At 65.6% G+C, this 25,867-nt stretch carries 25 protein-coding genes; 6 read left to right on the top strand and 19 right to left on the bottom strand.

Annotated elements, in window-relative coordinates; genetic code table 11:
- Positions 1–21: 21 nt before the first annotated feature.
- Entirely contained in the window at positions 22–867 is an 846-nt protein-coding gene (locus tag RJT37_RS09625) for a ZIP family metal transporter (protein WP_313683924.1), read from the bottom strand.
- 177 nt (positions 868–1,044) lie between these two features.
- Between RJT37_RS09625 and RJT37_RS09620 the strand changes: the two genes are divergently transcribed.
- From RJT37_RS09620 to RJT37_RS09605, 4 genes are all read left to right on the top strand, one after another.
- On the top strand, positions 1,045–1,509 hold the full coding sequence (locus RJT37_RS09620) for a YbaK/EbsC family protein (RefSeq protein WP_313683922.1): 465 nt from the start codon (positions 1,045–1,047) through the stop codon (positions 1,507–1,509).
- Between the two features lie 125 nt (positions 1,510–1,634).
- Entirely contained in the window at positions 1,635–3,728 is a 2,094-nt protein-coding gene (locus RJT37_RS09615) for an acetate--CoA ligase family protein (RefSeq protein WP_313683920.1), read from the top strand.
- A gap of 11 nt (positions 3,729–3,739) precedes the next feature.
- Positions 3,740–4,894, top strand: coding sequence for a phosphotransacetylase family protein (locus RJT37_RS09610; protein ID WP_313683919.1), 1,155 nt, complete (start codon positions 3,740–3,742; stop codon positions 4,892–4,894).
- A 186-nt stretch (positions 4,895–5,080) separates the two neighbouring features.
- Positions 5,081–5,257, top strand: coding sequence for a hypothetical protein (locus tag RJT37_RS09605; RefSeq protein ID WP_313683918.1), 177 nt, complete (start codon positions 5,081–5,083; stop codon positions 5,255–5,257).
- 127 nt (positions 5,258–5,384) lie between these two features.
- On the opposite strand, the gene RJT37_RS09600 is transcribed toward RJT37_RS09605, so the two are convergent.
- The 18 genes from RJT37_RS09600 to RJT37_RS09515 form a co-directional block, all read right to left on the bottom strand.
- Positions 5,385–5,996, bottom strand: coding sequence for a plastocyanin/azurin family copper-binding protein (locus tag RJT37_RS09600; RefSeq protein WP_313683916.1), 612 nt, complete (start codon positions 5,994–5,996; stop codon positions 5,385–5,387).
- A gap of 110 nt (positions 5,997–6,106) precedes the next feature.
- A complete protein-coding gene (locus tag RJT37_RS09595; protein ID WP_313683914.1) occupies positions 6,107–6,892 on the bottom strand; it encodes a CBS pair associated ParBc domain-containing protein in 786 nt (261 codons plus the stop codon).
- Positions 6,893–6,982: 90 nt separating this feature from the next.
- On the bottom strand, positions 6,983–8,452 hold the full coding sequence (locus RJT37_RS09590; RefSeq protein WP_313683912.1) for a DHH family phosphoesterase: 1,470 nt from the start codon (positions 8,450–8,452) through the stop codon (positions 6,983–6,985).
- Between the two features lie 480 nt (positions 8,453–8,932).
- Entirely contained in the window at positions 8,933–9,070 is a 138-nt protein-coding gene (locus RJT37_RS09585; RefSeq protein WP_313683910.1) for a hypothetical protein, read from the bottom strand.
- Positions 9,071–9,300: 230 nt separating this feature from the next.
- The gene (locus RJT37_RS09580) at positions 9,301–10,815 is read right to left on the bottom strand and encodes an NADH-quinone oxidoreductase subunit N (RefSeq protein ID WP_313683909.1); all 1,515 of its coding nucleotides are present in this window, start codon (positions 10,813–10,815) and stop codon (positions 9,301–9,303) included.
- On the bottom strand, positions 10,815–12,341 hold the full coding sequence (locus RJT37_RS09575; protein ID WP_313683907.1) for a complex I subunit 4 family protein: 1,527 nt from the start codon (positions 12,339–12,341) through the stop codon (positions 10,815–10,817). The genes RJT37_RS09580 and RJT37_RS09575 overlap by 1 nt, the downstream gene beginning before the upstream one ends.
- Positions 12,338–14,359 (bottom strand): NADH-quinone oxidoreductase subunit L, encoded by a 2,022-nt coding sequence (gene nuoL, locus RJT37_RS09570; RefSeq protein WP_313683905.1) that lies wholly within the window; start codon positions 14,357–14,359, stop codon positions 12,338–12,340. Before nuoL ends, RJT37_RS09575 begins: the two co-directional genes overlap by 4 nt.
- 1 nt (position 14,360) lies before the next feature.
- Positions 14,361–14,663, bottom strand: a complete 303-nt coding sequence (gene nuoK, locus RJT37_RS09565) for an NADH-quinone oxidoreductase subunit NuoK (protein WP_313683903.1) — start codon at positions 14,661–14,663, stop codon at positions 14,361–14,363.
- Complete coding sequence (locus RJT37_RS09560) at positions 14,663–15,022, bottom strand: NADH-quinone oxidoreductase subunit J (RefSeq protein WP_313683901.1); 360 nt, start codon at positions 15,020–15,022, stop codon at positions 14,663–14,665. Before RJT37_RS09560 ends, nuoK begins: the two co-directional genes overlap by 1 nt.
- Positions 15,019–15,279, bottom strand: coding sequence for an NADH-quinone oxidoreductase subunit J (locus tag RJT37_RS09555; protein WP_103992159.1), 261 nt, complete (start codon positions 15,277–15,279; stop codon positions 15,019–15,021). The genes RJT37_RS09560 and RJT37_RS09555 overlap by 4 nt, the downstream gene beginning before the upstream one ends.
- A 187-nt stretch (positions 15,280–15,466) precedes the next feature.
- Complete coding sequence (locus tag RJT37_RS09550) at positions 15,467–15,928, bottom strand: NuoI/complex I 23 kDa subunit family protein (RefSeq protein WP_313683896.1); 462 nt, start codon at positions 15,926–15,928, stop codon at positions 15,467–15,469.
- Positions 15,925–16,983 carry a complex I subunit 1/NuoH family protein gene (locus RJT37_RS09545; RefSeq protein ID WP_313683894.1) on the bottom strand — a complete coding sequence of 353 codons (1,059 nt, stop codon included), beginning with the start codon at positions 16,981–16,983 and terminating at the stop codon, positions 15,925–15,927. The genes RJT37_RS09550 and RJT37_RS09545 overlap by 4 nt, the downstream gene beginning before the upstream one ends.
- Positions 16,983–18,653 carry an NADH-quinone oxidoreductase subunit D gene (locus RJT37_RS09540; RefSeq protein ID WP_313683892.1) on the bottom strand — a complete coding sequence of 557 codons (1,671 nt, stop codon included), beginning with the start codon at positions 18,651–18,653 and terminating at the stop codon, positions 16,983–16,985. Before RJT37_RS09540 ends, RJT37_RS09545 begins: the two co-directional genes overlap by 1 nt.
- Positions 18,654–18,735: 82 nt before the next feature.
- Entirely contained in the window at positions 18,736–19,446 is a 711-nt protein-coding gene (locus RJT37_RS09535) for an NADH-quinone oxidoreductase subunit B (RefSeq protein ID WP_311172825.1), read from the bottom strand.
- On the bottom strand, positions 19,443–19,856 hold the full coding sequence (locus tag RJT37_RS09530) for an NADH-quinone oxidoreductase subunit A (RefSeq protein WP_313683890.1): 414 nt from the start codon (positions 19,854–19,856) through the stop codon (positions 19,443–19,445). The genes RJT37_RS09535 and RJT37_RS09530 overlap by 4 nt, the downstream gene beginning before the upstream one ends.
- Positions 19,857–20,028: 172 nt before the next feature.
- The gene (purE, locus tag RJT37_RS09525; RefSeq protein WP_313683888.1) at positions 20,029–20,679 is read right to left on the bottom strand and encodes a 5-(carboxyamino)imidazole ribonucleotide mutase; all 651 of its coding nucleotides are present in this window, start codon (positions 20,677–20,679) and stop codon (positions 20,029–20,031) included.
- Between the two features lie 100 nt (positions 20,680–20,779).
- Positions 20,780–21,955 carry a 5-(carboxyamino)imidazole ribonucleotide synthase gene (locus RJT37_RS09520; RefSeq protein ID WP_313683887.1) on the bottom strand — a complete coding sequence of 392 codons (1,176 nt, stop codon included), beginning with the start codon at positions 21,953–21,955 and terminating at the stop codon, positions 20,780–20,782.
- 155 nt (positions 21,956–22,110) lie between these two features.
- Positions 22,111–24,057, bottom strand: a complete 1,947-nt coding sequence (locus RJT37_RS09515; RefSeq protein WP_313683886.1) for a flippase activity-associated protein Agl23 — start codon at positions 24,055–24,057, stop codon at positions 22,111–22,113.
- A 236-nt stretch (positions 24,058–24,293) separates the two neighbouring features.
- Here RJT37_RS09515 and ribH point away from each other — a divergent pair, with 236 nt between their 5' ends.
- Both ribH and RJT37_RS09505 read left to right on the top strand, forming a co-directional pair.
- Positions 24,294–24,698 (top strand): 6,7-dimethyl-8-ribityllumazine synthase, encoded by a 405-nt coding sequence (ribH, locus tag RJT37_RS09510; RefSeq protein ID WP_313683885.1) that lies wholly within the window; start codon positions 24,294–24,296, stop codon positions 24,696–24,698.
- Entirely contained in the window at positions 24,695–25,843 is a 1,149-nt protein-coding gene (locus RJT37_RS09505; RefSeq protein ID WP_313683883.1) for a pyridoxal phosphate-dependent aminotransferase, read from the top strand. Before ribH ends, RJT37_RS09505 begins: the two co-directional genes overlap by 4 nt.
- Positions 25,844–25,867: the final 24 nt, after the last annotated feature.

Genomic DNA, 25,867 nt, shown 5'->3' with positions numbered 1-25,867 from the left:
AGAGACGCGATCTTCGGACTCTTAGACGAAGGCGAGCGGTATCATCGCCAGCACGCCGGCAGCGACGCCCCCGAGCAGTTCTCGGCGACCGTCACCCGGGAGACCCTTGCCGACCGCCAGCGCCTCCGGAATGAACTCCGTGAGCACGAGATAGATCATCGCGCCGGCGGCGAAGCCGAACCCCGCGGGTAGAAACTCCCGGGCGACACGGACAAAGTAGAACGCGAGCACCGCACCGATCGGCTGCGGCAGGCTCGAAAACACCGACCACCAGACGAGCTTCCAGTTCGCGACGCCCATCGACCGCAGCGGAATCGAGATGGCGACGCCCTCGGGAACGTTGTGGATCGAGATGGCGATCGTCATAAAGATCGCGAGCAGCGGCACGACGAACCCGAAGATCTGGGTCCCGCCCGACAGTCCGAGGTCCGCGAAGGAGACGCCGACGGCCACGCCCTCGGGGAACGAGTGGATCGTCAGGACCCCGAGGATGAGCACGAGCTTTTTGAAGTCCGCTTCGGCGTACTCCCGCGGATCGACGTCCGCCGCCTCGATGAGGTCGTGAGCGACGTAGACGAGGACGACGCCCGAGAGGAGCCCGACGCCGAGTAAGAGGAGTTGTCGTCGCGGGATCGGGCTGACCGAAACGCCGCCCAGCGATACCTGGATGTAGGTCCCCAGCGCCTCTAAGACGAGTCCGAAGACAGACGCCGAGAGCATAATCCCGGAGGCGATCCCCCACAGCGTGACGTTCCAGCGGTCGCTCATCTCGGCGACGAAAAAGAACGGAACCGCGCCCAGCCCCGTCGCCAGCGCGGTGATCAGGCCCGCGATGAACACGAAGGCGAACGACCACAGCTCGACCATACGGGACGGTAACCGGTCGACGAACATAACTATTTCATATTCCTTACCGTTTTGGCAGGCCTAAAAACACCAGTCGGGGCCGAACGGACGCTCGATAGCGACACGTAAAATCAGATTTCTTATGATTCTCGCTCGTCCGGCGAAGTGTTCTTCGGGACCGCGCTCACAGAGGGGAGTATGCACCAGCGCGCCCGCGCCTTCCGCGATCGGGTGATCGAAGAGTACGAAATCGAGCCGCGAATCGAGGAGTTCCCTGACGGAACGGAGACCGCCGCCGACGCGGCCGAAGCGATCGGCTGCGAGGTCGGGGCGATCGCCAGCAGCCTCGTGTTCTCGGCCGCCGGGGATCTCGTGGTCGTCGTCACGAGCGGCGCCAACCACGTCGACGAGCCCCGACTGGCGGTACATCTCGGTGTCGACACCGTATCGATGGCCGATCCCGCCGAGATCGAGGCCCAAATCGGGTGGGCAGTCGGTGGCGTCCCGCCGCTGTGTCACGACGCCGACGTGCCGGTGTATCTCGACGACACCCTGCTGGAGTACGACACCGTCTGGGCCGCCGCTGGCGCGCCGACGGCCGTGTTTCCGATCGACCCGGAACGGCTCCGGCAGGTCACCGACGCGACGACGATCACGGTATGAGTCGCGATCGCGGCCCGTTCCGACCGGCGGGGAAAGCGACTCTCGGTCCTGTCGATGCCGTCACGACCCGGGTGGATGAGAATCCACACCTGATTTTAAGCGTCGACCACGAGTAGATCGAACTGATGGGAGAGTTATCCGAGCTATTCGCCCCCGAACGCATCGCCGTCGTGGGCGCGACGGACCGCGAGGGCTCCGTCGGGGACGCGATTATGCGGAATCTTCTCGACTCGTTTGCGGGCGAGGTCGTCCCCGTGAACCCGAGCCGCGAGTCGGTGTTCGGTCGCACGGCGCTCGACAGCGTGGGCGAGGCCGACGCCGACCTCGCGGTAGTGGTGGTCCCCCCCGACGTCGCCGTCGACGTCGTCCGTGAAGCCGGTGAGACGGGTATCAAAAACGTCGTCGTCATCACCGCCGGCTTCGGCGAGACCGGCAGCGACGGCGCGGCCCGGGAACAGGAACTGATCGACGTCGCGACGGAGTACGACATCAACCTCGTCGGCCCCAACAGCCTGGGTATTATGTCGACGCCGGTCGGGATGAACGCCACCTTCGGTCCCGAGGACGCCACACCCGGCCGGATGTCGTTTATGAGCCAGTCCGGCGCGTTCATCACGGCCGTCCTGGACTGGGCCAACGACCAGGGCATCGGCTTCAAAGACGTCGTCTCCCTGGGGAACGAGGCTGTCCTCGACGAATCCGACTTCATCAGTGCCTGGGGAGACGACGCCGAAACCGACGTGATCATCGGCTACCTGGAGGGGATCGACGACGGGCAGAAGTTCATCGAAACCGCCCGCGAAGTCACCGCTGAGACGCCGATCGTCCTCGTGAAGTCCGGCCGCACCGACGCCGGCGCGCAGGCGGCGTCCAGCCACACCGGGACCATCGCTGGCTCCGATGAGGCCTACGAGACGGGACTAGAGCAGGCCGGCGTCATCCGCGCCGAATCGGTCCAGGGACTGTTCGACGCCGCGCGCGTCCTGGAGAGCCAGCCCCTCCCGGCGAAAGACGGCGTCGCGATCGTCACGAACGCCGGCGGTCCGGGGGTGATGACGACCGACGCGATCGGCGACTCGCGGCTCTCGATGGCCTCCTTCGAGGACGCGACCCTGGATGCCTTCTCCGAGGCGCTGCCGCCGGAGGGAAATATCTACAACCCTGTCGACGTCGTCGGCGACGCGGACAACGAGCGGTTCCGGGAGGCTCTGGACGTCGCCCTCGCCGACGAGAACGTCGGCAGTGGACTCGTACTGGCGTGTCCGACGGCCGTGCTGGACTACGAGGGGTTAGCCGAGGACGCCGCGGCGCTGCAGGAGAAACACGACAAGCCCGTCGCTGCCTGTCTGATGGGCGGGAAGCGCGTCAAGCGTGCCGCAGAGACGCTGTCGGCAGCGGGGATCCCGAACTACTTCGATCCCGCCCGGGCGGTCGGCGGCCTCGACGCGCTCGCGGAATTTCGGGACATCAGCGTCCGCGAGTACGAGGCGCCACGCACCTTCGAGGTCGATCGAGAGCGGGCCCGCGAGATCCTCTCCTCGGTCGAACGGCGGGCGGACACGCGCCTCGGCGTCGAGGCGATGGGACTGCTCGACGCGTACGGGATCGAGACGCCGGCGGGCGGCATCGCCGACGCGCCGGTCGACGCCCTAGAGATCGCAGAGGACATCGACGGCGACGTCGTGATGAAGATCGTCAGCCCGGACATCCTGCATAAATCCGACATCGGCGGCGTCAAGATCGGCGTCGCGAACGAGGACGTGATCGACGCCTACGAGGATCTGGTTTCCCGGGCGCGCAACTACCAGCCTGATGCGACGATCATCGGCGTTCAGGTGCAGGAGGCCGTCGATCTCGACGAGGGCGTCGAAACGATCGTCGGTATGAACCGCGATCCGCAGTTCGGCCCCCTGCTGCTTTTCGGCCTCGGCGGGATCTTCGTCGAGACGCTCGAGGACACCGCCTTCCGAGTCGCCCCAGTTTCAGAATCCGAGGCCGAAGCGATGACGCGGGAGATCGATTCCGCGCCGCTCCTGCGCGGCGCACGGGGACGCGACCCCGTCGACATCGCGGGCGTGATCGAGACGATCGAACGGCTCTCACAGCTCGTGACCGACTTCCCCGCAATCCTGGAACTGGACATCAACCCCCTGGTGGCCACACCCGACGGCGTCGAAGCCGTCGACGTGCGGCTCACCGTCGACCCAGAAAAACTCTGAGGAACCCACCGATGCAAAAGACCCTACTCGTCACCTCGATCGCGGAAAGTACCGGCAAGACGGCAGTCACGCTCGCGCTCGGCCAACTCGCCCAGGAGCGAGGCCGTGCCGTGGGATATATGAAACCGAAAGGGACCCGGCTGCAGTCGAACGTCGGCAAGACGCTCGATCAGGACCCGCTTTTGGCCCGTGAGCTTCTCGATCTCGACAGCGAGGTCCACCAGATGGAGCCGATCGTCTACTCGCCGACGTTCATCGACGGCGCGATCCGGGGCCAGGAGGATCCCGACGAACTCGGCGCGGTGGTCGAGGAGCGCTTCGCGGAACTCGCTGCGGGTACCGATCTGATGCTGGTAGAGGGCGGCGGCGCCTGGTCCACCGGCGGCATCGTCAACCTGACAGACGTCGACATCGCAGAGCGGCTCGACGCCGACGTCCTCCTCGTCGCCGATTACGAGACGGCAAGCGACCTCGACGACGTCCTCGCGGCGGCCGATTCGTTCGGCGATCGGCTCGACGGCATTTTGTTCAACGCCGTGCCCGACGCTGCCTTCGATGGCCTAGAGCAGGAGGTCGTTCCCTTCCTGGAAGGGCGGGGGCTCCCGGTCTTCGGCGTCGTCCCGCGAGAGCGCGACCTCGCCGGTGTGACGGTCACGGACCTCGCGGACGAACTGGGCGGTGAACTGCTGACCGAAGGCGACCGTGAGGCGTACGTCGAGCGGTTCCTCGTCGGCGCGATGGGCGGGGATACTGCCCTGCGGTACTTCCGCCGCACGAAGAACGCCGCAGTCATCACCGGCGGCGACCGCTCGGAGATCATCGCCGCCGCGCTCGAAGCCCCGGGCGTCAACGCGATCATCCTCACTGGCGGGCACCGACCGCCCGGTGCCCTCCTCGGCGAGGCGGAGTCGAAGGGGGTCCCCGTGCTGCTGGTGACGGGCGATACCCTCTCTGTGATCGACCGCGCGGAGACGATCGTCAACACCGGACGCGCACGCGACGAGGCGACGATCACGCGGATGGGGGAACTCCTCTACGACCACGCCGACATCGACGCGATTCTCGGTGACGGATCCGCCAAGGAAGCGTCCGATGGCGGCGGCGGGACGGACTCCGATTCCACGGCAGGGGACGACACCGACGACGGATCGACCGCTGAGGACTGATGCGACGGGCCCGATGTCGTGCGTCTGAGCCCGGTTCCGGCGCGCCTGTCTCGGAAGCGCCGCCGGGTGAATGCCGCGAACGCACTCGACGGACGACCCGTTCTATGCTTCCGACGACGACAGAAACAGGATCCTAACGCCGCGTAATAGGTGATTAATTAATATTCCTGCCGTCCGCGCATCCCTATGGAGTTCGACTGGCTGCCATACTTCAACTGCGCGGCGTGCGGGACCGAATTCCCGTCGGACAGGGTCCAATACGACGAACTTGGCTACCCCGTGTGTCCGGACTGTGAGGCGCGCACCGGGCCACTCGCGAGCCTCGAAGCCGTCGACGCTGCCGAGAGCGGCATCGCTGATTAGGCTACTCGGCGGGGCGACCTCTCTGTTCCCGCGGTTCGATACGCGTACGGCGCCGACGTGACCGTCTGCCGAGCGTGCTCGACCGCGTTCAGACGTGGCGTGAACCGAGTCGTAGACTCCTGGTTCGTCACCGCTCGTCTTCGTCGGTCATCTCGTAATCGCCGCCGTACTTCAGGAAGACGTACGTGAGTGAGAGAACGGCGACGAACGCACCCGTCACCGTCACGAGCAGACTCTTCGCGGCGTCGGGGACGGTCGGCACGGCCGGCCCGCCCGTCTCCGTCGTCGCCCCGCCCGGCGTGACTTCGACTGTCCCGAGCATCCCCACGCTCTCGTGTGGGATACAAAAGTACTCGTAGGTCCCTTCGACCTCGAAGGTGTGTCGGTACGTTTCGCCCTCGGGGATGTCGCCGCTCTCTGGATCGCCGGCGGAGTACGCACTGCGCGCTTCCGATTCGACGTCGAAACCGCCCGAGGCGAAGTAGTCGGCTTCCTCGGGAATCTCGTCTTCGTAGGCGGTGACTGAGTGCCCGATGGTCCCGACAGTCTCCCAGACGACGGTGTCGCCGGGCGCGATCGTGATCGAATCCGGGTCGAACACCAGATTGTCGGTCATATCTACGGTGTGAGTCGCCCCGTCCTGTGCGGCCGCCGTTCCGGCCGAACCCCCGGCAGCGCCGATCCCCGCGGCTGTTTGGAGAAACAGACGCCTGGAGACTCCGTTCGAGCTCTGGTCCATATCCACAACACACTGGGAGGTAAATTAGTAAGTGGGAGACTTCTCACGTCGCTGGCGGCGACGGACCCAGCATCCGCGCGAGAGTGAGGCTCATCCGAGATGCGTGACTCTCACTCTTGCAAGCGCCGCGTGGTCTCGACCAGCGGGTGGCGACCGTAATCGAGGATCTCGATGTCGGCGATCGAGGACAGCCCTTCCTTTTCGGCGGTGCGCTGCATCCCCAGTTCGACGCGTTCGTCAAGGACGATCACCGAGGCGTCCATCTCCTCGATGCCCAGCTGGTGGGCCGCCATCACGCGGTGGTGGCCGTCAGCGAGCAGGAGTTCGCCGTCGTTGTCGATGACGACGAGCGGCTCGGCGAGTCCCCGCTCGAGTTCGTACTGTCGCCCTTCGAGTTCGTCGGCGTAGACGCGTCCCTGCGAGGGGGTGAGCTGATCGAGCTCGACAGACCGGCTCTCCTCGTGTATGGATACGTCGTGAATCTGTTCCAGCGTTCGTCGAAGTTTACCCACCTTCTCGGGCGTAGCGCGTTCGATCTGCGAGCGGACGACGTCGGTATTCGAGATGATGCCGACCAGATTGCCGGCGTCGTCGACGACCGGGAGTTTCTGGATTCCCGAGCGGAGGATGACGCGTGCGGCATCGATCACGTTCATATCCGGATGGGCGACGATGATGTCCTCGGCCATCACAGTGAAGATCGGATCCTGATCGTCCGTCAAAAGGAGATCGCTGGCCGAGACGAATCCCTCGACCTTCCGCCCCTGCGAAACCGGAAACCCGTTGTGTCCCTCACTTTCTTTGATCCGGCGCGCCACGTCGGCGACGGTGTCCGTCGGCGAGACCGTCTGGACCTCCCGCGTCATATACTCGTTGACTTTCGGTCTCTCACTCATTGCAGTGACTTTGCGTTCCCCGCGCAAAAGACTACTCCCACGGAGCAGCAATGATTGCTTTCCGGTTGGGTTTGCCGTCTCCTCCATCGATCACCACTCCTCGAAGGGGAACTCCGAGGCCCACCCAGTCTGGGTGTCGTCGACGTCTATAAGCGTCGTAGCGTCCTCCAACGTCTCGAAGATCCGTCCCGAGATGACGTCGGTAACGACCGATTCTACCGCTTCCTCGGAGTTGTCGTCGGCCTCCGAGAGAATGCCGAGCGAAATCTGTGCACCGGCCATATCGGCGTGGCCGCCGGCACTACCGATGGCATCGAGTGCGTCCCGAAGCGTCTCACCGAGGTCGACGTCTGTCCCGCGTGCGCGCCCGGAGACGTACACAGTACCGTCTCTGAACCCGTACACGACGGCGATGTGGATCCCCTCCATATTCAGCAGGTGGTCGGCGGCCTGCGCGAGGGCGTCCCGATCCCGGATCGTACCCACGTTCGACAGGAGCACTTCCCCGCGCACGTCCCGGTCGCAGATTGCCCGCGAAAGCGTCTCCAGTACCTCCGCAGTCATACTCGGGGACTCCACCCGATCGAGAACCGACAGATCGACCCGCGGCAGGAGCCACGCGGCGGCCTCGAAGTCGGCGACGGACACCTCGCGGGCGAAGTCGTCGGTGTCGACCCTGATCCCGAAGAGCAGAGCGGTCGCAAGCGACTGGCCGGGATCGAGTCCGATCCGCCGGAGATAATCCGCAAGCAGCGTGCTCGTCGCGCCGATGTCGTGGCGGAGGTCGACGAAGTCCGCGTCCACAGGCCCCCGCGGCGGGTGGTGGTCGACGACGATGTCGACCTCCGTGTCGGGCGGGAGTCCGTCGTTGACGCCCGGTCGGGAGTGGTCGACGAGCGCGACGCCGCCGTAGTCGTCGATGACGCCGTCTGCCAGTTCGACGACATCGAGTTCAAGCAGGTTCACCAGTGCCTGATTTTCCTGGTGGGAGATCTCCCCGAAGTAGCACGCATCTGCCGGTGTCTCGACCACGCCGGCGATCCGAGCCAACGCGAGTGCGCTGGCAATCGCGTCCGGATCGGGGTTGTCGTGCATCACGACGGCCAGGCGGCCATCGATCCCGCGAAGCTCGTCGAACAGCCGATGCAGTCGCTCTGCCCCGGGGCTGACGGTCAGTTCGCTCACGCGGTCGACGAGCACCTGTTCGACGTCGACGAGTCGATCGGCGATGCGGTCGATGCGCTCACGCGTCTCGGCGTCCGTATCTCCCGGGAGATACACGACGATACAGGCGTGGGGGTACTGCTCGCGAGCCTGTTCGGCGGCCGTCGCGTTCGTTTCGACGTTGTCGCTCGCGGCGAAGACGACGTCGACATCCCCGTCGGGGAGCGCCGACGCCTCATCGGGGGCGCGGCGGTCTGTGTCTGCCCCGCTGTCCGCCATCTCCTCGACGACCTCGCCCCGCTGTGAGACGACCGTGAGTTCACCGGGCCACTCGGCGATGCGGTCGATGGCCGCCCGCGCGGCCGACCCGCAGCCGAGGACCAACCGCCGTTGCATATGGCTTTGTCTGAGACCACACCATTTTACTTCGTCGGGTCGCGCTCCGCGCGACCACTCTTTGCAAAAAGCTGGACCAAAAAGACCCCGACTCCGACGCCTCCGGAAGAGCAAACTCTTCTGTGCTCCCGTTCGCTCTTTTCAGTCGCTCACGGGAACTTCGGCGGCTCCGTCAGTGAACCGCTCGCGAAGCGAGCGGATGCTAACAGCGTTTGGAGGTGGTCGCTTCTTCGTTCTCACAACCTCTTCCGGGCGAGCTTACGACTGCCGAACCCGGACGTGATAGATCCGTAACAACCTGTATAGTCCCCACAAAAGCAGTGGTCTCGGGATGCTAGCCCGGTACTATACCGAGCAACCCGGTAGTGGCGCTCGGATCTGTCCCTGTCGGGACGAGCAATTAGTTCTTGGCGGCGAATAAATGTCTTCTGATTGACTCGAAGTGTCGGCCCTATTCTCTGCGTCAGGAAGTGTGATTCCTCACTTTCGGCGCTGTTCGAGATGACGACTCCCGGCGTGTCCGCGGAACACGTCGAGCGACCAGCGACCGGCCGCGAGGAGCGCGTCCCACACTCGACGCCAGCCGTTGGATTCTGTATCCTCCGAAGCAGACGTCATCGTAACTGGAGAATCGGACTCGGACCTATTAATCATACCCCCGCCCCCGCCGTACGGTATTCACGATCCGGTATTGAATCAACGAAGGAAAATGTATACTAAGCATCCGCGAGCGAAGCGAGCGGTTCACCGACTGAGTCGCCAGGCGACTCAGTCGGGTCTTTTTTGGTCCAGCTTTTTGCGAGGAGGGTGCGCCGCAGGCGCACCCGACGAAGTAAAAAGGTGGGTTCCTAAAACAGCGCAGCAGCCACGCCCTGGGCGGTCTCGATGACCGGCCCGAAGGCCGGGAGCAGGAGCAGCGTCCCGATGCCGGCGAAGAGGACAGCGGCGTAGAGGCCGACCGGCCGCTTCTCGATGCCGAAGTCACCCTCCGGCGGTTCGATCCACATTGCCTTGACAACGCGACTGTAGTAGAACAAAGACAGCGCGCTGTTGATCGCGCCGACTGCCGCGAGCCACCAGAACCCGGCCTCGATCGCCGAGTAAAAGAGGGCATACTTCGAGAGGAAGCCGCCGAACGGCGGCAGGCCCGCAAGGCTGAACATGAACACCGTCATCGCGACCGCGGCGATCGGTGCGACCGACGCCAGCCCGTTGTAGTCCTCGAAGGTCCGGCCGACGCCCCAGTGTTCGACCAGGGCGATGAACAGGAACGCGCCCGTGTTCATGAATCCATAGACCAGCAGATGGGCCATCGACGCCCCGAGGACGTCACCGTTCGGCCCACCCGCCGTGAGCGCCGCGAGGCCGATGAGCGCGTACCCCGCGTGACCGATCGAGGAGTACGCGAGCATCCGCTTGACCTTCTCCTGGGTCGCCGCCGCGAAGTTGCCCAGCGTCATCGTGACGACCGCAAGCACCTGGAAGGCGAGCACCCAGTCGACGCCCGCCGGGATCGCCCCGAGCGGGAAGGCCTCGACGAAGACGCGGAACGCGACCGCGAAGCCGGCGGCCTTCGACGCCGACGAGAGGAACGCCGAGATCGGCGCGGGCGCGCCCTCGTAGGCCTCCGGCGCCCAGAAGTGGAAGGGCACGGAGGCGGTCTTGAAGGCGAACCCGCCGACGATCATCAGCGCACCGAGGCCGACGACACCGGTCATCTCGGTACTACCGACTGCCGAGGCGACCTCACCGAGAATCAAAGAGCCGGACGCGGCGTACACAAGGCTGATCCCGAAGGCCAGCACCGCCGAAGAGACCGCGCCGATAAGGAAGTATTTCAGCCCCGCCTCGACGCTGCCGCGGTCCGTCTTGAGGAACGCGACGAGCGCGTACGAGGGCAGCGAAGCCAGTTCCAGGCTGACGAAGACCGTCGCCAGCGAGTTCGCCATCGACATCAGCGTCATCCCGGTCGCCGCAAACAGGACCAGCGAGTAGAACTCCCCGCGGTGAGACTGCTCCCGCAGATAGTCGTAGGCGGCGACGGTCACCATCGCGGTGACGATCGTGAAGATGAGCGTGAAAAAGAGGCTCATCCCGTCGACGACCAGGGCGTCGCCGTACAGCGAGATCGCCCCGCCGGTCGACACCTGGCCGGTGCCGGCGACGAGGAACCACGCCGTGATACCGAACGACAGCAGCGCACCGGCTGTCGAGACGCCAGCCAGGAGGGTGTTGCTCGTCTCCCCGGGCTGGATCGTGTCGATCCCGAGCAGGACAAGTCCGGTCAGCCCGAGCACGATCGCGGGCGCAAGCGCCGTCCAGGCGGGAACGGCGTCCGTCTGGAGTGCGATCACGTCGAGCATCAGATCCCACCTCCCGTGAGGATCGGATTAACGGCATCCTGGATCATCCCGAAGAAGAGGTCAGGCGCGACCCCCAGGACGATCGTCAGGAGGAGCAGTACCGCGAGCGGCGCGACGTCGTGGAACGGCGCCTTCGTGATCTCGTAGTCGTCCTCGAAGCTGAAGGGACCGAACAGGGTCCGCTGCATCGCAAAGAGCAGGTACCCCGCGACGATCACGATGCCGAACATCGCCACCGCGGTGAAAAGCGGCATCGCCGAGTGGACCGTCGAGGCGAAGGAACCCTTGAAGATGAAGAACTCGCCCGCGAAGCCGGCCATCAGCGGCAGGCCCATATAGCCGAACGCGCCGGCCACGAAGATGCCGGCGGTGACGGGCATCCGGTCGGCGATCCCGGACATATCGCCCACCAGCCGCGTGTGGGTCGTGTTGTAGATGACGCCGACCGCCATAAACATCAGCCCCGAGATGAGGCCGTGGGCGATCATCTGGAACGTCGCGCCACCGACCCCGTAGGTCGTGTACGCGACGAGGCCGAGGATGACGTAGCCCATCGAGGAAACAGAGGAGTACGCGACGATGCGCTTGAGGTCCTCCTGTGCGAGCGCGAGCAAGGCCCCGTAGATCACGCTGATCACCGCGATGCCCGCGATCGGGACGACGAGCGCCGTCGCCACGTCGGGCATCATCGTGAAGTTGAACCGCAGCAGCGCGTAGGTCCCCATCTTCAGGAGGACGCCGGCCAGCATCACCGACACCGGCGTCGGCGCCTCGACGTGAGCGTCCGGCAGCCACGTGTGCAGCGGCGCGACGGGCACCTTCACCGCGAAGCCGAGGAAGATCGCCACGAAGGCGACCGTCTTCAGCGTCGCGGCGTCCAGTCCCGCGAAGCCGCCGAGTTCGCCGGCCCGCAACGCCTGGGCGATTTCCGGCAGCCGCATCGACGACACCGAGTCGCCGAGGCCGAACACCAGGGCGACGAAGCCGATGAACATCACGAGCGACGCGATGTTCGTGTACACGAAGAACTTGATCGCGGCGTAGCGGCGGTTCGGGCCGCCCCAGACGCCGATGAGGAAGTACATCGGAACGAGGACGGCCTCCCAGAAGACGAACCACGCGAAGAAGTCGAGCGCCGCGAAGACGCCGAGCAGGTTCGCCTCCATGAACAGCATCAGCCCGTAGAACTGCGACTGCCGGTCGTCGATCGGTGTCCACGCGCTGACGATCGCAAGCGTCGACAGAATCGTCGTCAGCACGATCAGCGGCAGGCTGATTCCGTCGACGCCGACGAACCAGTGTAAGTCGAGGCTGCCCAGCGTCAGCCAGACGAAATCCGTCTCGAACGCGATCGACCCGCCGAGCAAGGCGTTGCCGCTCGCGTCGTACTGTGCCCACATCCAGAGGCTCCCGAGGATCGGGAGCGCGCTGAGTGCCGCCGCGAGTCGGCCGGCGTATTCGTCGGGGGCGACGAACACCACCAGCGCGGCGATGAACGTGACTGCGATGAGCGCTTCGATAATCATACGAACCAACCTCCGAGGATGCCGAAGGCAAGCAGCAAGGCCGTCAGACCGAGCGTCAGGAGCACTGCGTAGTTGCTCACCACGCCGGTCTGGATCCGCCGGACGCGACCGCCGGCGAACAGGCTGACGCCCGAGACGCCGTTGACGACGCCGTCGACGACGCCGCCGTCGAACGTGTTGGCGGCGCGGGCGATCGGCCGGGTGACGCCGTTCGCGAGCCAGACCTGATACTCGTCCTGGTAGTAGTTGTTGAACAGAAGCGTCTTGATGCCACCGAGCCGGTCGGTGTGACGGATCGGTTCGGGGACGTTATACAGCAGGTACGCGACGCCGGAGCCCGCCAACGCGAGCCCGAGCGAGACCGCACCCGGGATGAGCGGGCTCAGTTCGACGCCCGCCGCGCCGTAGCCCGCGAAGTCGTGTAGCAGCGTGCTGTAGTGCTCGGTCGTCAACCCGGCGAAGCCGTGTTCGAGCCACGAGTGCAGGAACTCGATGTGCAGCCCCGTCACCTTCGCGACGGGAACCATATTCACGAGTCCGGCCGTCGCGGCCAGGACGCCGAGGACGACGAGCGGGCCCTTCACGTTCCAGTGGACGCCGTGGGGGTCTTCGGCCGTCTGCGTCCGCGGCTTGCCGTGGAACGTCAGGAACACCATCCGGAAGGTGTAGAAGCCGGTGAAGAAGACGGCAAGAAGACCCATCGCGTAGGCGCCGAGCAGGATCGGGTTGCCGTCGAGACCGTGCAAAAGCGTCTCGTAGAGCACCTCGTCCTTCGACCAGAAGCCGGCGAAGGGGAAGATGCCCGCCAGCGCGAGCGACCCCGAGAGGAACGTGTAGTAGGTCACGGGCATCTTGTCCTTCAGGCCGCCCATGTCCCACATATTCTCGTTGTGATGCATCGCGATGATGACCGACCCGGCACCCAGGAACAGGAGCGCCTTGAAGAACGCGTGGGTCATCAGGTGGAACGTCGCGGCGACGTAGCCGCCGCCGCCGAGCGCGAGCATCATATAGCCGTACTGGGAGATCGTCGAGTACGCGAGCACCTGCTTGAGCTCCCGTTTGACGACGCCCATCGTCGCCGCGAACAGCGCAGTGAAGCCGCCGATGAAGGCGATGATCGCCAGGGCGTTCGGCGACAGCGCGTAGAAGCCGTACATCCGCGCGACCAGATAGACGCCGGCCGCGACCATCGTCGCCGCGTGGATGAGCGCCGAGACCGGCGTCGGACCCTCCATCGCATCGGGCAGCCAGGTGTGCAGCGGGAACTGCGCGGACTTGCCGATCACGCCGCCTAAGATTAGCAGGCCGACGATCGTGAACCACGTCTCCGGCGCGAAGCCGAACGTCGAGACCGACGCCGCCTCGCCGCGGAGCGCGGCCTCGGCGAGCGCGGGGAACGACTCCGACCCCGAGAACGCCGCCGTGCCGAACGTCGCGAAGACGGCGACGACGCCGACGAGGAAGAAGTAATCGCCAAAGCGAGTGACGAGGAACGCCTTCTTCGCCGCGCTCGGCGGCCCCGGCTCCCGGAAGTGGAAGCCGATCAGCAGGTACGAACAGAGCCCGACGAGCTCGAAGAACATGAACGCCATCAGCAGGTTGTCCGCGACGACGAAGCCGAGCATCGACGCCGTGAACAGGCCGAGGCCGGCGTAGTAGCGCGGCAGACCGATCTCGCCCTCGTCGTTCATATAACCGAGACTGAACACGTGGACGAGGAATGCGATCAGACTCACGATGAGTACCATCAACGCCGAGAGCGGATCGATCAGGACGCCGAACGTCAGATCGACCGCGTCGAGCCCTTCGGCCCAGGTGTAGATCGTCGCCTGATACGTGCTGCCGCCGGCGACAGTCAGGACTGTCGCGACCGACAGCAGGAGCGATCCCGCCGTCGCGGCAATCCCGGCGTAGGCGCCGCCCTTCGGCAGGCGGTCGCCCGCCGCGAGCGCGACGAGGAACGAGACGAACGGCAACAGTACGATCGCGGGTGCGAAATCGAGTATTCCTGCCATCTTACCACCTCATCGTCGTCGCTTCGGTGACGTCGACGCCGTCGAAGTTGCGGTACAGCACCAGGATGATCCCGATCCCGATCGCGACCTCGGCGGCGGCAAGCGCCATCGTGAACAGCGCGAACGTCTGCCCCGTGACGTTCCCCCAGACGAAGGAGAACGCGACGAGGTTGATGTTCGCGGCGTTCAACATCAGTTCGACCGACATCAGGAACAAAAGCGCGTTGCGGCGGGTCAGGATGCCGAACAGCCCGATACAGAAGACCGCCGCCGACAGGAGCAGATAGTACTCCGGCGGGACCATCAGTCGTCACCTCCGTCGAAGAGCGTTCGCTTCAGTTCCCGACCGCCGTCGGCCAGGAGCTGTCGGCCGCCCTCGTCGCCCTCGCGGGTCGCGAGGTGGACGGCGCCGTCGAGGGCGACGTCCAGCGTCACCGCGATGAGGATAAAGGCGACGAGGAAGCTCTCGCCCGCGACGTCTCCCAACTCGAGGTTGAACATCGCGTAGCCGATACTGGCCGTGATGTTCGCGCCCTCGGCGAACCCCTGCGGTTCGGGGAACGACGCCGAGAGGATGGTTGCGGCCATCACCACGAACAGCGCTGCGGCCGCAAGTCCGGGCACGAGATGCGATCCGAGGTTCAGTTCCGGTTTCGTTGTCATGTGCTACTCACCTCCGGTTGTGTCCGCGTCAGCATCACGGCGAACGTGATGAGAATCAGAACCCCGCCGACGTAGACGAGGATCTGCATGGCGGCGAGAAACTCCGCCTGTAACATCACGTAGTGCACCGCGACGCTCAAGAGCGCGCCCCCGAGCAGGAGTGCGGAATGCCAGACGTCCCGCACGAGGACGACGCCCAGGCTGCAGCCCACGGTCACGAGGGCAAACAGCGCGAACGCGATGGTTTCATAAACCATTGTATGTGTCTCCTTGAGGTATCCCTTTGAAGATTTCGAGAAGTCCCCGAGCGGACGCCGAGCCGAACGGCCGTCCGGCGGCGGTCTCCCGTAGACTCCTCACCTCGTAATGATTACTCTCACTTGTTCCCGCCGAGCGCCACCTCCGTTGGCGGCGTTCGGCGGGAAGAGACGAGAGTAATCATTGTCACTGGTAGTCCACTTCGCCCTCTCCCTCGCCGATCCACGCGTCGCGGTCCGGCTCACGGGAGTTGAGCGGGTCGATGTCCTTGTACCACGGGACGTTTTTCAGCTGTTCTTTGTTGTACACGAAGTCGTCTTTCGTGTCGGCGACGAACTCGAAGTTCTGCGTCAGCAGGATGGCGTCGACGGGACAGACCTCCTCACACAGCCGGCAGTAGATGCACTGTCCGATATGGAGGTTGTACTGCTCACCGTTGCGCTTTTCGTCCTGCACGATCTGAATCGTGTCGTTCGGACAGACGTTCTCGCACTGTCGACACCAGATGCAGCGCTCCTGGCTGAACTTGTGCACCCCGCGGAACCGGGGGCTGACTTCGGGTGCGACGTCCGGGTACTCTACCGTGAACGTCTCCCCGTCCAATGCGTGTTTCATCGTCGTTGCCATCGATTTGAGTACGCCGATCATGCTATCACTCCCACGATTACGGCCGTGAGCACCAGGTTCGCGAAGGAGAGCACGAGCATCCCCTTCCAGCCGACGTCGAGGAACTGGTCGACGCGGAGCCGCGGCACCGCAGAGCGCGCCCACTGGGTGAACAGGTAGAACGCCCAGATCTTGATCGTGAACCAGACGAAGCCCGGCAGGACCGGCCCGGCTGGGCCGCCGAGGAACAGCGTCGCCGCCAGGGCGCCGCCGAGGAAGATGTGGATGAACTCCCCGAGGTAGATCAAAACGAAGTACACCGAGGAGTACTCGGTCTGGTATCCGGCGACGATCTCGGTCGGGGCCTCCGGTACGTCGAAGGGGTTGCGGCCGACCTCCGCGAGGTTCGCAACCACGAACAGCGCAAAGGCGAAGGGGTTGACGAACGCGAACCACTGCGGGATCGCGACGCCGGCCACCGTCAAGAGCGGATCGGTCTGCTGGGCGACGATCTCGCTCATCTGCAGGGAGCCGGTGAAGATGATCACCGACGCGCCCGTCACGACGAGCGGGATCTCGTAGGCGATGTTCGAGGCGATCGCCCGGAGGCCGCCGAGCAGCGAGTACTTGTTGTTCGAGGCGTAGCCCATCATCACCAGTCCGAGCGAGGCGATCGACGACGCGGCGAACGCGAAGACGATCCCCGTCTCGGGATCAGCCAGATGGATGCCGCTACCCATCGGGATGACCGCGAAACCGAGCAGCGCCGAGAACGGCACCAGAAGCGGGCCCAGGTCGTACGCCGGCCGGTCGACGCCCTCGGGAATCACGAGTTCCTTCGAGAGCAACCGGACGGCGTCGGCGACGATCACGAGCAGGCCGAACGGCCCGACCCGGTTGACGGCGATGCGGTCGGTGAACGACGCGGTGATCTTCCGTTTGGCCCACGGGCCGGCGACGGCCGTCTGGACCAAAAGCAAGTTGGCGATGATGAACGCGCCGATCAACCCGCCGACGATCTGTCCGACCGTCCCGGAGAGTCCGAGCAGGCCGGCGATCCGCTCCGGCAGGAGCACCTGCGACTGCAGCGGCCCCATCAGCGATCCACCTCGCCGAGGACGATGTCGAGGCTACCGAGCGATGCGACCATATCGGGGATGTACTCGCCGGCGGACATCTCCGGCAGCGTCTGCAGGTTCGAGAAGCACGGGCTGCGGATCTTGAAGCGTCCCGGTTTCTCGGTGCCGTCCGCGCGGATGTAGATGCCGAGTTCGCCCTTCGCCGCCTCGACGGCCCGGTAGATCTCCTTGTCGTCGTCCGGGCGGAGCGTCCGCGGGACGTTCGACTGGATCGTCCGCTCGTCTTCGGGCCAGTCTTCGAGCAGGTCGACACACTGCTCGATGATCTTCGCGGACTCCTCGACCTCCCGGAGGCGGACGAGCAGGCGGCTGAAGTTGTCGCAGCCGTCTTCGGTGACGACGTCCCACTCCAGTTCGTCGTAGTAGCCGTAGGGGTCGTCCCGGCGAAGGTCGTAGTCGATGCCGGAACCGCGGGCGACGGGGCCGGTCGCGCCGTAGGATTTCGCGACCTCCGGCGGGAGCACACCCGTGTCGATCGTCCGCGCCTGCAGGATCTCGTTGGAGGTGATGAGGTCGTGGTACTCCTCGAGTGCCTCCGGGAGGTCCTCCAGGAAGTCCCGGATCATCTCGAAGAAGTCCTCGCGCGGTTCGGGCAGATCCCAGACCACCCCGCCCAGCCGGAAGTAGTTGAACATCATCCGCTGGCCGGTGAGCTCTTCGAGGACGTTCTGGACCTTCTCGCGGTCCCGCATCGCGTACATAAAGATCGCGGTGAAGTCGCCGTAGACGTCGAGGGCGAAGGTTCCGACCGCGAGCATGTGCGAGGCGATCCGGCAGAACTCCGCGCCCAGCGTCCGGATGATCTGGGCGTACTCGGGGATGTCGATGTCGTTCAAGTCCTCCGCCGCGCGGGCGTAGGCCCACTCGTTGAGGAGGCCCGACGAGGCGTAGTCCCACCGGTCGGGGTACGGCATAATCTGGTGCCGGTAGGTCTTCGTCTGACACATCTGCTCCTCACAGCGGTGGAGGTAGCCGATGTCGGGATCGACGTCCGCGACCTGCTCGCCGTCGAGCACCGTCTTGACGTGGAGGACGCCGTGCGTGGCGGGGTGGTGCGGCCCGATGTTGATGTACATCGTGTCGCCCTCCTCCTCGCGGTGATCGTCGGCGAGGGGGTTCTCCCACTCTTTGAGCGTGACGATCTGCGGGCGGTCCTGATCGTAGTTCTGCGAGAGCGGGTGGCCCTGCCAGGTGTCCGGCAGGAGGATCCGGCGCAGGTCCGGGTGGTCGTCGTAGTCGATGCCGATGAGGTCGTACGCCTCCCGCTCGTGCCAGTCGGCCGTCCGGAAGACCGGTTCGGCGGACTCGCTGACGGGGTCGTCCTTCGTCGTCGGGACGACGACGCTGACCTCTCGCTGTCGGTCGTCGAAGCTCGTGAGGTGGTAGATCGACTCGTAGCGGTCCTCACGCTCCTCGGCGGTGACAGCGGAGAGGTGATCGAAGCCGGCCTCGTCGCGCAGGCGACGGAGCGTCTCCTGGACCGTATCGGGGCGGATCACCACGCCCGGCGCATTGACGTGTTCCTCGCGGTCGACGACGAGATCGCCCAGCAGCTCTTCGATCTCGTCACCCGTCGTCGGAAGGACCTCGACGGCGCCCTCGTCGGGCGTCGGTTCTTCCAAACTCACGCGAGACACCTCCGGTGTCGAGCGTTAGCAGATAAGTCGCAGCCCGCGCAGCCGTCTGGCGAGCAGGAACGTCTTAGCGTGCTCATGGCGAATCAGCCCAGTTGTACCGCATCACCAGATCCTCCTCGTCGATCTGGTCGGCCAGTTGCTCGACGATCTCGTCCTGTTCGAGGTCGTCGAACTGTTCGAGTTCGTACGGCTTGACCGTCACCGGGCTGGACTCGCCCTCGGCGATGCGCTGCTGCAGTTTCGCGACGCCGTAGATGAGCGCTTCGGGGCGCGGGGGACAGCCCGGGACGTGGATGTCCACGGGGATGACCTCCTCGGCGCCCTTGATCACGTTGTACCCCTCCTGGAAGGGGCCGCCCGAGATCGTACACGAGCCCATCCCGACGACGAACTTCGGCTCGGGCATCTGGTCGTAGACGCGCTTCATCCGCGGGGCGAACTTCGAGACGATCGTGCCCGGGACGATGATGACGTCCGCCTGTCGCGGCGACGCGCGGGGGACCCCGGCCGCGAAGCGGTCGAGGTCGTGTTTCACCGAGTACGTGTGCATCATCTCGATGCTGCAGCAGGCGATTCCGAACTGCAGCATAAACATCGACGAGCCGCGGACCCAGTTCATGAACTGGTCGAACTTCGTGAGGATGAACGGCGAGGAGCCGAACGCCTCCCGAAGCTTCGAGTTGAACCGGTTGTCCGCGCCGCCGCCCGTCATCCGGGCGTCTCGCGTCTCGGTCTGTACCTGTGTATCGTCCGTAACGAATGGTCTGTCCTGTTGGCTGCTCATACGTTTCTCTCCGTCTTCCGGCGGTTCGCCAGCGGGCTTTTGACCCACTTGACTGCGCCGTTGCGCCACGCCCAGACCAGTCCGACGACGAGCACGCCGACGAATACGAGCATCGGCAGCAACACCGTCGAGAGGGCGACACCCTGGTCTAATGCGGGCCGATAGATGACGGCCCACGGGAAGATGAGAACGGTTTCGACGTCGAACACGACGAACAGCAGCGCGACCATGTAGTACTGGATGTTGAACTGGACGCGCGCCGTGCCGGTCGGTACCTCACCGCTCTCGTAGGTGGCGCGTTTACCTTGTTCGGGTACCGACGGGCGGAGTATCGCCGAGACGGCCATCATCCCCAGCGGGATTCCGACGGCGACGAGCCCCAGGGCCCCGATTGCGATCCATTCACTCATTCCGTAGTCTCCCTGACGTTCGAGGGGTTAGGAGCGCCCCCCCATAAGCGTTGATTTATACACCGGGGTCCGCTCGCGATACAGGCGGCGGTATCGGGCCGTGGCTATCCGGGTTTGTGACATTTGCCGCCTCGAGTGGCGAAATCCTACACGGTTGTGAATCCGTCGGCGGCTACTCCTCGTTCCGTCGCTCGCGATACTCGTCGACGCCGAGATCGTGGAGGTCCCGGGAGTCGCGGGCGACCCCGCCGACGAGAGAGTCGTGGTACTCGACCAGCCGCTCCCGTATCTCTTCGTACTCGCGCGCGAGGATCTGCGCGGCCGACAGCGCGGCGTTGAACGACTTGCCGGCGTCGACGGCGACGATCGGCGCGCCGGTCGGCATCCCGATGACCGAGTCGACTGACTTCTCCTGGACGGGCACGCCGATCACCGGCACGGGATAGGCGATCGAGGCGGTCATATTCGGCAGGTCGGCGGATTTCCCGCCCGCGCCCGCGATCACGACGTCGAGGCCGCGCGCCTCGGCCGTCTCGCCGTAGGCGTACATCAGTTCGGGGGTCCGGTGCGCGGAGACGACGTACGTCTCGTACGTGAAGCGCGCGTCGGGCGCCGCCTCGAAGTCGGTCTGCTCGGCGAAGCCGAGGCGATCGAGGGCCTCGTGGGCGCCGGCCATCACGTCGAGGTCGGAATCCGAGCCCATTATGATCCCCACGTCAGGTGTCGTCGCCGGGTCGGCATCGGCGTCGGCCTCCGCGTGCAGGCGGTCGATCAGATCCTGTACCGTCACGTCTGCGTCGCCGTCGGGCGTGTACTCTGTCATTGCTGGCTCCTGTGTGGATTCACTCTCGGACAGTGTAGTTGTATTCGATTCGCAGCCGGGAGTTCCCTCGGGGTTCACTCGCGCGGTAGCATCCACCGGCTCAATCGAAGGTGAGTGCCCGTCTAATATCTCTCGCGTGCGCGAGAAGACCGTCGATATCGTCGCGATCGGCTGCCCCCGGGTCCACCGTCCCGTCACCGGTAACTGTCACGTGTCCCATCTTCCGGAGCGGTCGAACCTCGTCTTTGCCGTACCAGTGCAGGGAGGCATCGCCATCTTCGAAAACGGCGTCGACGTTCCCGAGGCGGGCCGAGCGCGGTTCCTCGACAGTACCGAGGATGTTCGACATCACCGTCGGACACCGCAGGCGAGTCGATCCGAGCGGCCACCCGAGCACGGCGCGGACGTGCTGTTCGAACTGTGAGGTGCGCGCGCCCTCGATGGTCCAGTGTCCGGAGTTGTGGGGCCGCGGGGCGATCTCGTTGACCAGGATCTCCCCCTCGGTCGTCTCGAACAGTTCGATCCCGAAGACCCCGCGCCCCGAGAGCGTCGAAAGCACGTCGCGGGCAACCGCCTCGGCGCGTTCGAGCACGCCCTCGCTCGTCCGCGCCGGGAGGATCGTCTCCCGGAGGATCTCCTCCTCGTGGACGTTCTCGCCCGCGGGGAAGGTCCGCACCTCGTCGTCACCCTGGATAGCGATCACGGACAGCTCCCGCGCGAAGTCGACGAACGTCTCGGCCATCGCCGGGCCGCCGACCGCGTCCATCGCGGCCTCGGCGTTGTCGGGGTCGGTGACGGGCACGTTCCCGCGGCCGTCGTAGCCGCCGGTCCGCGCTTTCAGCATCACCGCGTCGAACTCGTCGAGCGCCGCCCGGAGATCCTCGGCGTCGTCGACCTGCCGGAACGGGGGGACGGGCACGCCCGCCTCCCGCAGCGTGCGCTTCTGGATCAGTTTGTCCTCGATCGTCTCCAGCGTCGACGGCGCCGGGTTGACCGAGAGGCCGTACTCCGTGGCGACCCGGTCCAGCAGGTCCGCGTCCGCGAGTTCGATCTCGAAGGTCAGGGCGTCGACGCGCTCGGCGAGTTCGCGAAACGCCTCGGGATCGTCGAACTCGCCGACGATCTGCTCGCGGGCGACCGGCGAGGCGGGGCAGTCCGGAGTCGGATCGAGGACGACGACCTCGACGCCGAGCGGCGCGGCCGCCTCGGCGAGCATCCGACCGAGCTGTCCGCCGCCGACGACGCCGAGCGTTGGTCCGGGTAGGGTGACGGTCACGAGCGACGGTACCGCAGGATATCGAATAAACCTTGTCGAACGATGCGGACTCACATATGAACACGGCGGGCGCCTCCGACTGCAGTCGTGGGTTATACTGACAGCGGAGTCGACGCGAGGAGTCTGATCGTCGTCCCGTCGCGTGAGACGCCGAGCTACTCCGGGGTGTCGGCGTCCGATCCGCCGACCCGCTCCGGGGCGACCCGCTGCAGCCGCTCGTCTTCGATGAAGACCACGACGTCGTCGTTCCAGAGCCGGAACTTGTGCTCGAAGGCGGTGTAGCCCGTCAGTTCCGCGGCGACCTCGCTCCGGTCGTACCCCTTCGCGATCACGACCGGCGGCGGATCCGAAAGCGCCTCCGTCTTGGTCGCGTCGGGCGGTGAACTGGTGACCTCGGCGCCGTACCGTTCCAGATACCACGGCAGCGGGAGGCGATCGTGCCACGCGGGGCCGCCCGGCGGCGCGGTTCGCAGCGACGACTCGTTGCGGACGTAGAACACCTCGCCGTCGCTCCCGGGCGGCCGCGAGCCGACGAAGAGTACGTCCGGGCCGTCGTCGTTGTCGGCAGCGAGCTCGCCGACGATCTGCACTGTCGGCTTCAGGGAATTTTCGGGCTGTGCCCACTGCAAGACCTGCTTGTCTGCCTCCTCCGCTGAATTGAAGTACGCGGCGTTGGCCGCGGCCGCCCCGCTCAGAGCCGCGAGCACCACGAGCGCCGCGAGGCCGACACTCACTGCATCGCGCGCGGCCAGCGACTCGCGGCTGGAGTCGATCACGAACGCGAGGCCGACGGCGGCCGGAATCGCGAGCGGAACCACGACGTGGACTGCGGCCCAGGGCGCCTGGATGTCGGTCGCGATGGGATAGCCGAACAGCGACGCGACCGCCCAGTAGGTCGCGAAGGTGACGAACTCCCGCGGACCCGTGCCGCGGATGCCGTATCGATCGATGAGGACGCCGAGGAGGCCGAACGCCAGGAGCGCGGGCGCGCCGTAGACGAGCGTTTCAGCCAGGTCCTGCAGGAACGGCAGGTACGGGTGATCCTGGTGGCTCCCGCCGGCCCAGGTGTCGGCGAACTTTTCGGCCGCGCCGACCGTGCCGGCGTCGACGACCTGGGGAATCTGTCCGGGCGCAGTAAAGGCCTGCCAGAGGTCCGGACGCGGAGCATAAAAGAAGAGCACGACACCGAGAAACAGCGCGAGTGCTCCCACCGCCGTGCCGAGGACGCGCCCGAGTGAGGAGCGGGAAGTATCGCCGTGGGCGAGCAAGCGGTCGACGACTGCCGTCCACCAGCCACCGACGACAGCGCCCGCGGATTCCCCGCGGGCCCGCGCGGCGAGCAACCGATGGTCGGCGAGCAGCGCGCTCGCGCCGAGGAAACAGAGGACATAGAGGATCGCGTTCTCCTTCGTCGTAAAGGAGAGACCGAGCGAGGCGGCCGCCGGGAACGCATACCGGAGCCGTCCGGTGTCGAACCCGCGGACGACGAAGCCGAGCGCGAACACCGCAAAGGCCGCCACGAGAACGTCGTTACGCATAAACCGGGAGTAGTAGACGGCGAGCGGATTCAGCGCGAGAAGCGCCGCGAGCGCGACGACTTCGGTCCGGCGGAGGCGCTCGCGGAAGAGCCACGCCGCAACCGGGAGCAGGCCACCGACGACCGCCACGGGAAGCCGCGCAGCGAAGTCTGAGACCGGCATCAGGGCGAACAGCCAGTCGTTGACGATGGGGAGGAACGGCCCGTGGACGATCGGTCGGTAGGAGTGAACCCCGGTTTCGTGATACCGGAGGATCCAGTAGCCGACGCGGCCCTCGTCCCAGTGGAAGATCCGGCCGCCGAGTGCGAAAAGCCGGAGCGCGAGCGCGACGAAGGTGGCGACGCCGACACCGAGAAGCACATACCGGTCTGCAGAGAGCGATCGCCACCACGGGGCGTCGCGTCCGGGCGGGTCTGTATCGGTGTATTCGTCGTTACCGACGTCTTTGTCGGGAGCAGCCGGGTTCTCCGGCGCCGGGACTGGCTCGTCGGTCGCTTCGTCGCCGTCGTGACTGTCGGTGGAGGGCATCTCGGAGGTGTCGGACGGGCCCTCGTCAGGGCTCATTACAACCCTCTGATCAACCACGCCATTACAACTCTTGTGTTTGCGAATCCGACTATTTGAGTTTCTCCGCTCGAATCGCGGTTTTCAGGCGAGAGATTCGAGCAGGGGCGGGCGCGTGCCGGTACCCCTTGATACTGAGTACTCTCACTGTTCATCGCCGAGCGCTGCCCGTTGACGGCGCTCGGCGGGAAGAGACGAAAGCAATCATTATGAGACCGCCGGGCGAGCGCCGGAGTATGGTAACTCTCGGACTGGTGGTGGCCGAATTCAACGCCTCGGTCACCGAGCGAATGGCGACGGCCGCCAAGGAGGCGGCCGAAGAACGGGACGCGGCAGTCGGTGCTGAACTGTCGGTTCCCGGCGTGTACGACTCGCCGCTGGCGGCCGATCGACTGGCGCGACGGGACGACATCGACGCGGTGGCTGTCGTGGGCGCCGTCATCACCGGGGACACCGACCACGACCGGGTCATCGCCGACGCGACCGCGCAGTCGCTGACGGAGATCAGCCTCGATCGCGACGTGCCGGTCACCTTCGGCGTCTCCGGCCCCGGCCAGAGCGGGGCCGAAGCGCGGGAGCGGATCGAGAAAGGTGCGGAAGCGGTAAACGCCGCGGTCGATATGGTGGAGACGTTGGCATGAGTTTCGACTTCGCAGCCCGCGTCGAACGGGTGGAACCGAGCGCGACGCTGGCAATCAGCAACAAGGCGAGCGAACTGGAAGCGGAGGGCGTCGACGTCGTCGACCTCTCTGTCGGGGAGCCGGACTTCCCGACGCCGGAGAACGTCGTCGCGGCCGGACAGGACGCGATGGACGCCGGACACACGGGCTACACGTCCTCGAACGGCATCCCGGAACTCCGGGAGTCGATCGCGGAGAAACTCCGCGCGGACGGCCTCGACGCCGCGAGCGAGGAGGTCATCGTCACCCCCGGCGGGAAACAGGCGCTGTTCGAGACGTTCCAGACCCTGATCGACGATGGCGACGAAGTCGTCCTGCTCGATCCCGCGTGGGTCTCCTACGAGGCGATGACGAAGCTCTCGGGGGGGTCGCTGAACCGCGTCGATCTGGCGCCGTACGACTTCCAGCTGGAACCGGCCCTCGACGACCTCACGGAGGCGGTTTCCGACGAAACCGAGCTGCTGGTCGTCAACTCCCCGTCGAACCCGACGGGCGCGGTCTACTCAGATGCGGCGCTGGAGGGCGTTCGCGACCTCGCAGTCGAGCACGACATCACCGTCATCTCCGACGAGATCTACCAGCAGATCACCTACGGCGTCGAGCCGACGAGTCTCGGCACCCTTGAGGGGATGAGCGACCGCACGGTCACGATCAACGGCTTCTCGAAGGCGTACTCGATGACCGGCTGGCGGCTCGGCTACCTCCACGCCCCCGAATCGCTGATCTCGCAGGCGGCGAAACTGCACTCCCACTCGGTGTCGTGTGCGGTCAACTTCGTCCAGCACGCCGGCCTGGAAGCACTCGAAAACACCGATGAGGCAGTCACGGAGATGCGCGACGCGTTCCGCGAGCGCCGCGATATGCTCGCCGAGCTCTTTGCAGAGCACGGCGTCGACGTCCCCGTCGGGGACGGCGCGTTCTATATGATGCTACCCGTCGACGAGGACGATCAGGCGTGGTGTTCGGGCGCCATAGAGGACGCCCACGTCGCGACCGTCCCGGGCTCGGCGTTCGGCTCACCCGGCTACGCGCGGATCTCCTACGCCGCAAGCGAGGAGCGACTCAGGGAAGCGGTCGACCGGCTGGCGGAGCACGGCTACACCTGAGAAGCGCGATCAGGTCGAACCCTC

The organism is Halobellus marinus (assembly GCF_032113415.1).
Classification (GTDB): domain Archaea; phylum Halobacteriota; class Halobacteria; order Halobacteriales; family Haloferacaceae; genus Haloquadratum; species Haloquadratum marinus.
Note: the sequence above shows the minus strand (reverse complement) of the source record. Positions and strands in the feature narration are given on the sequence as shown.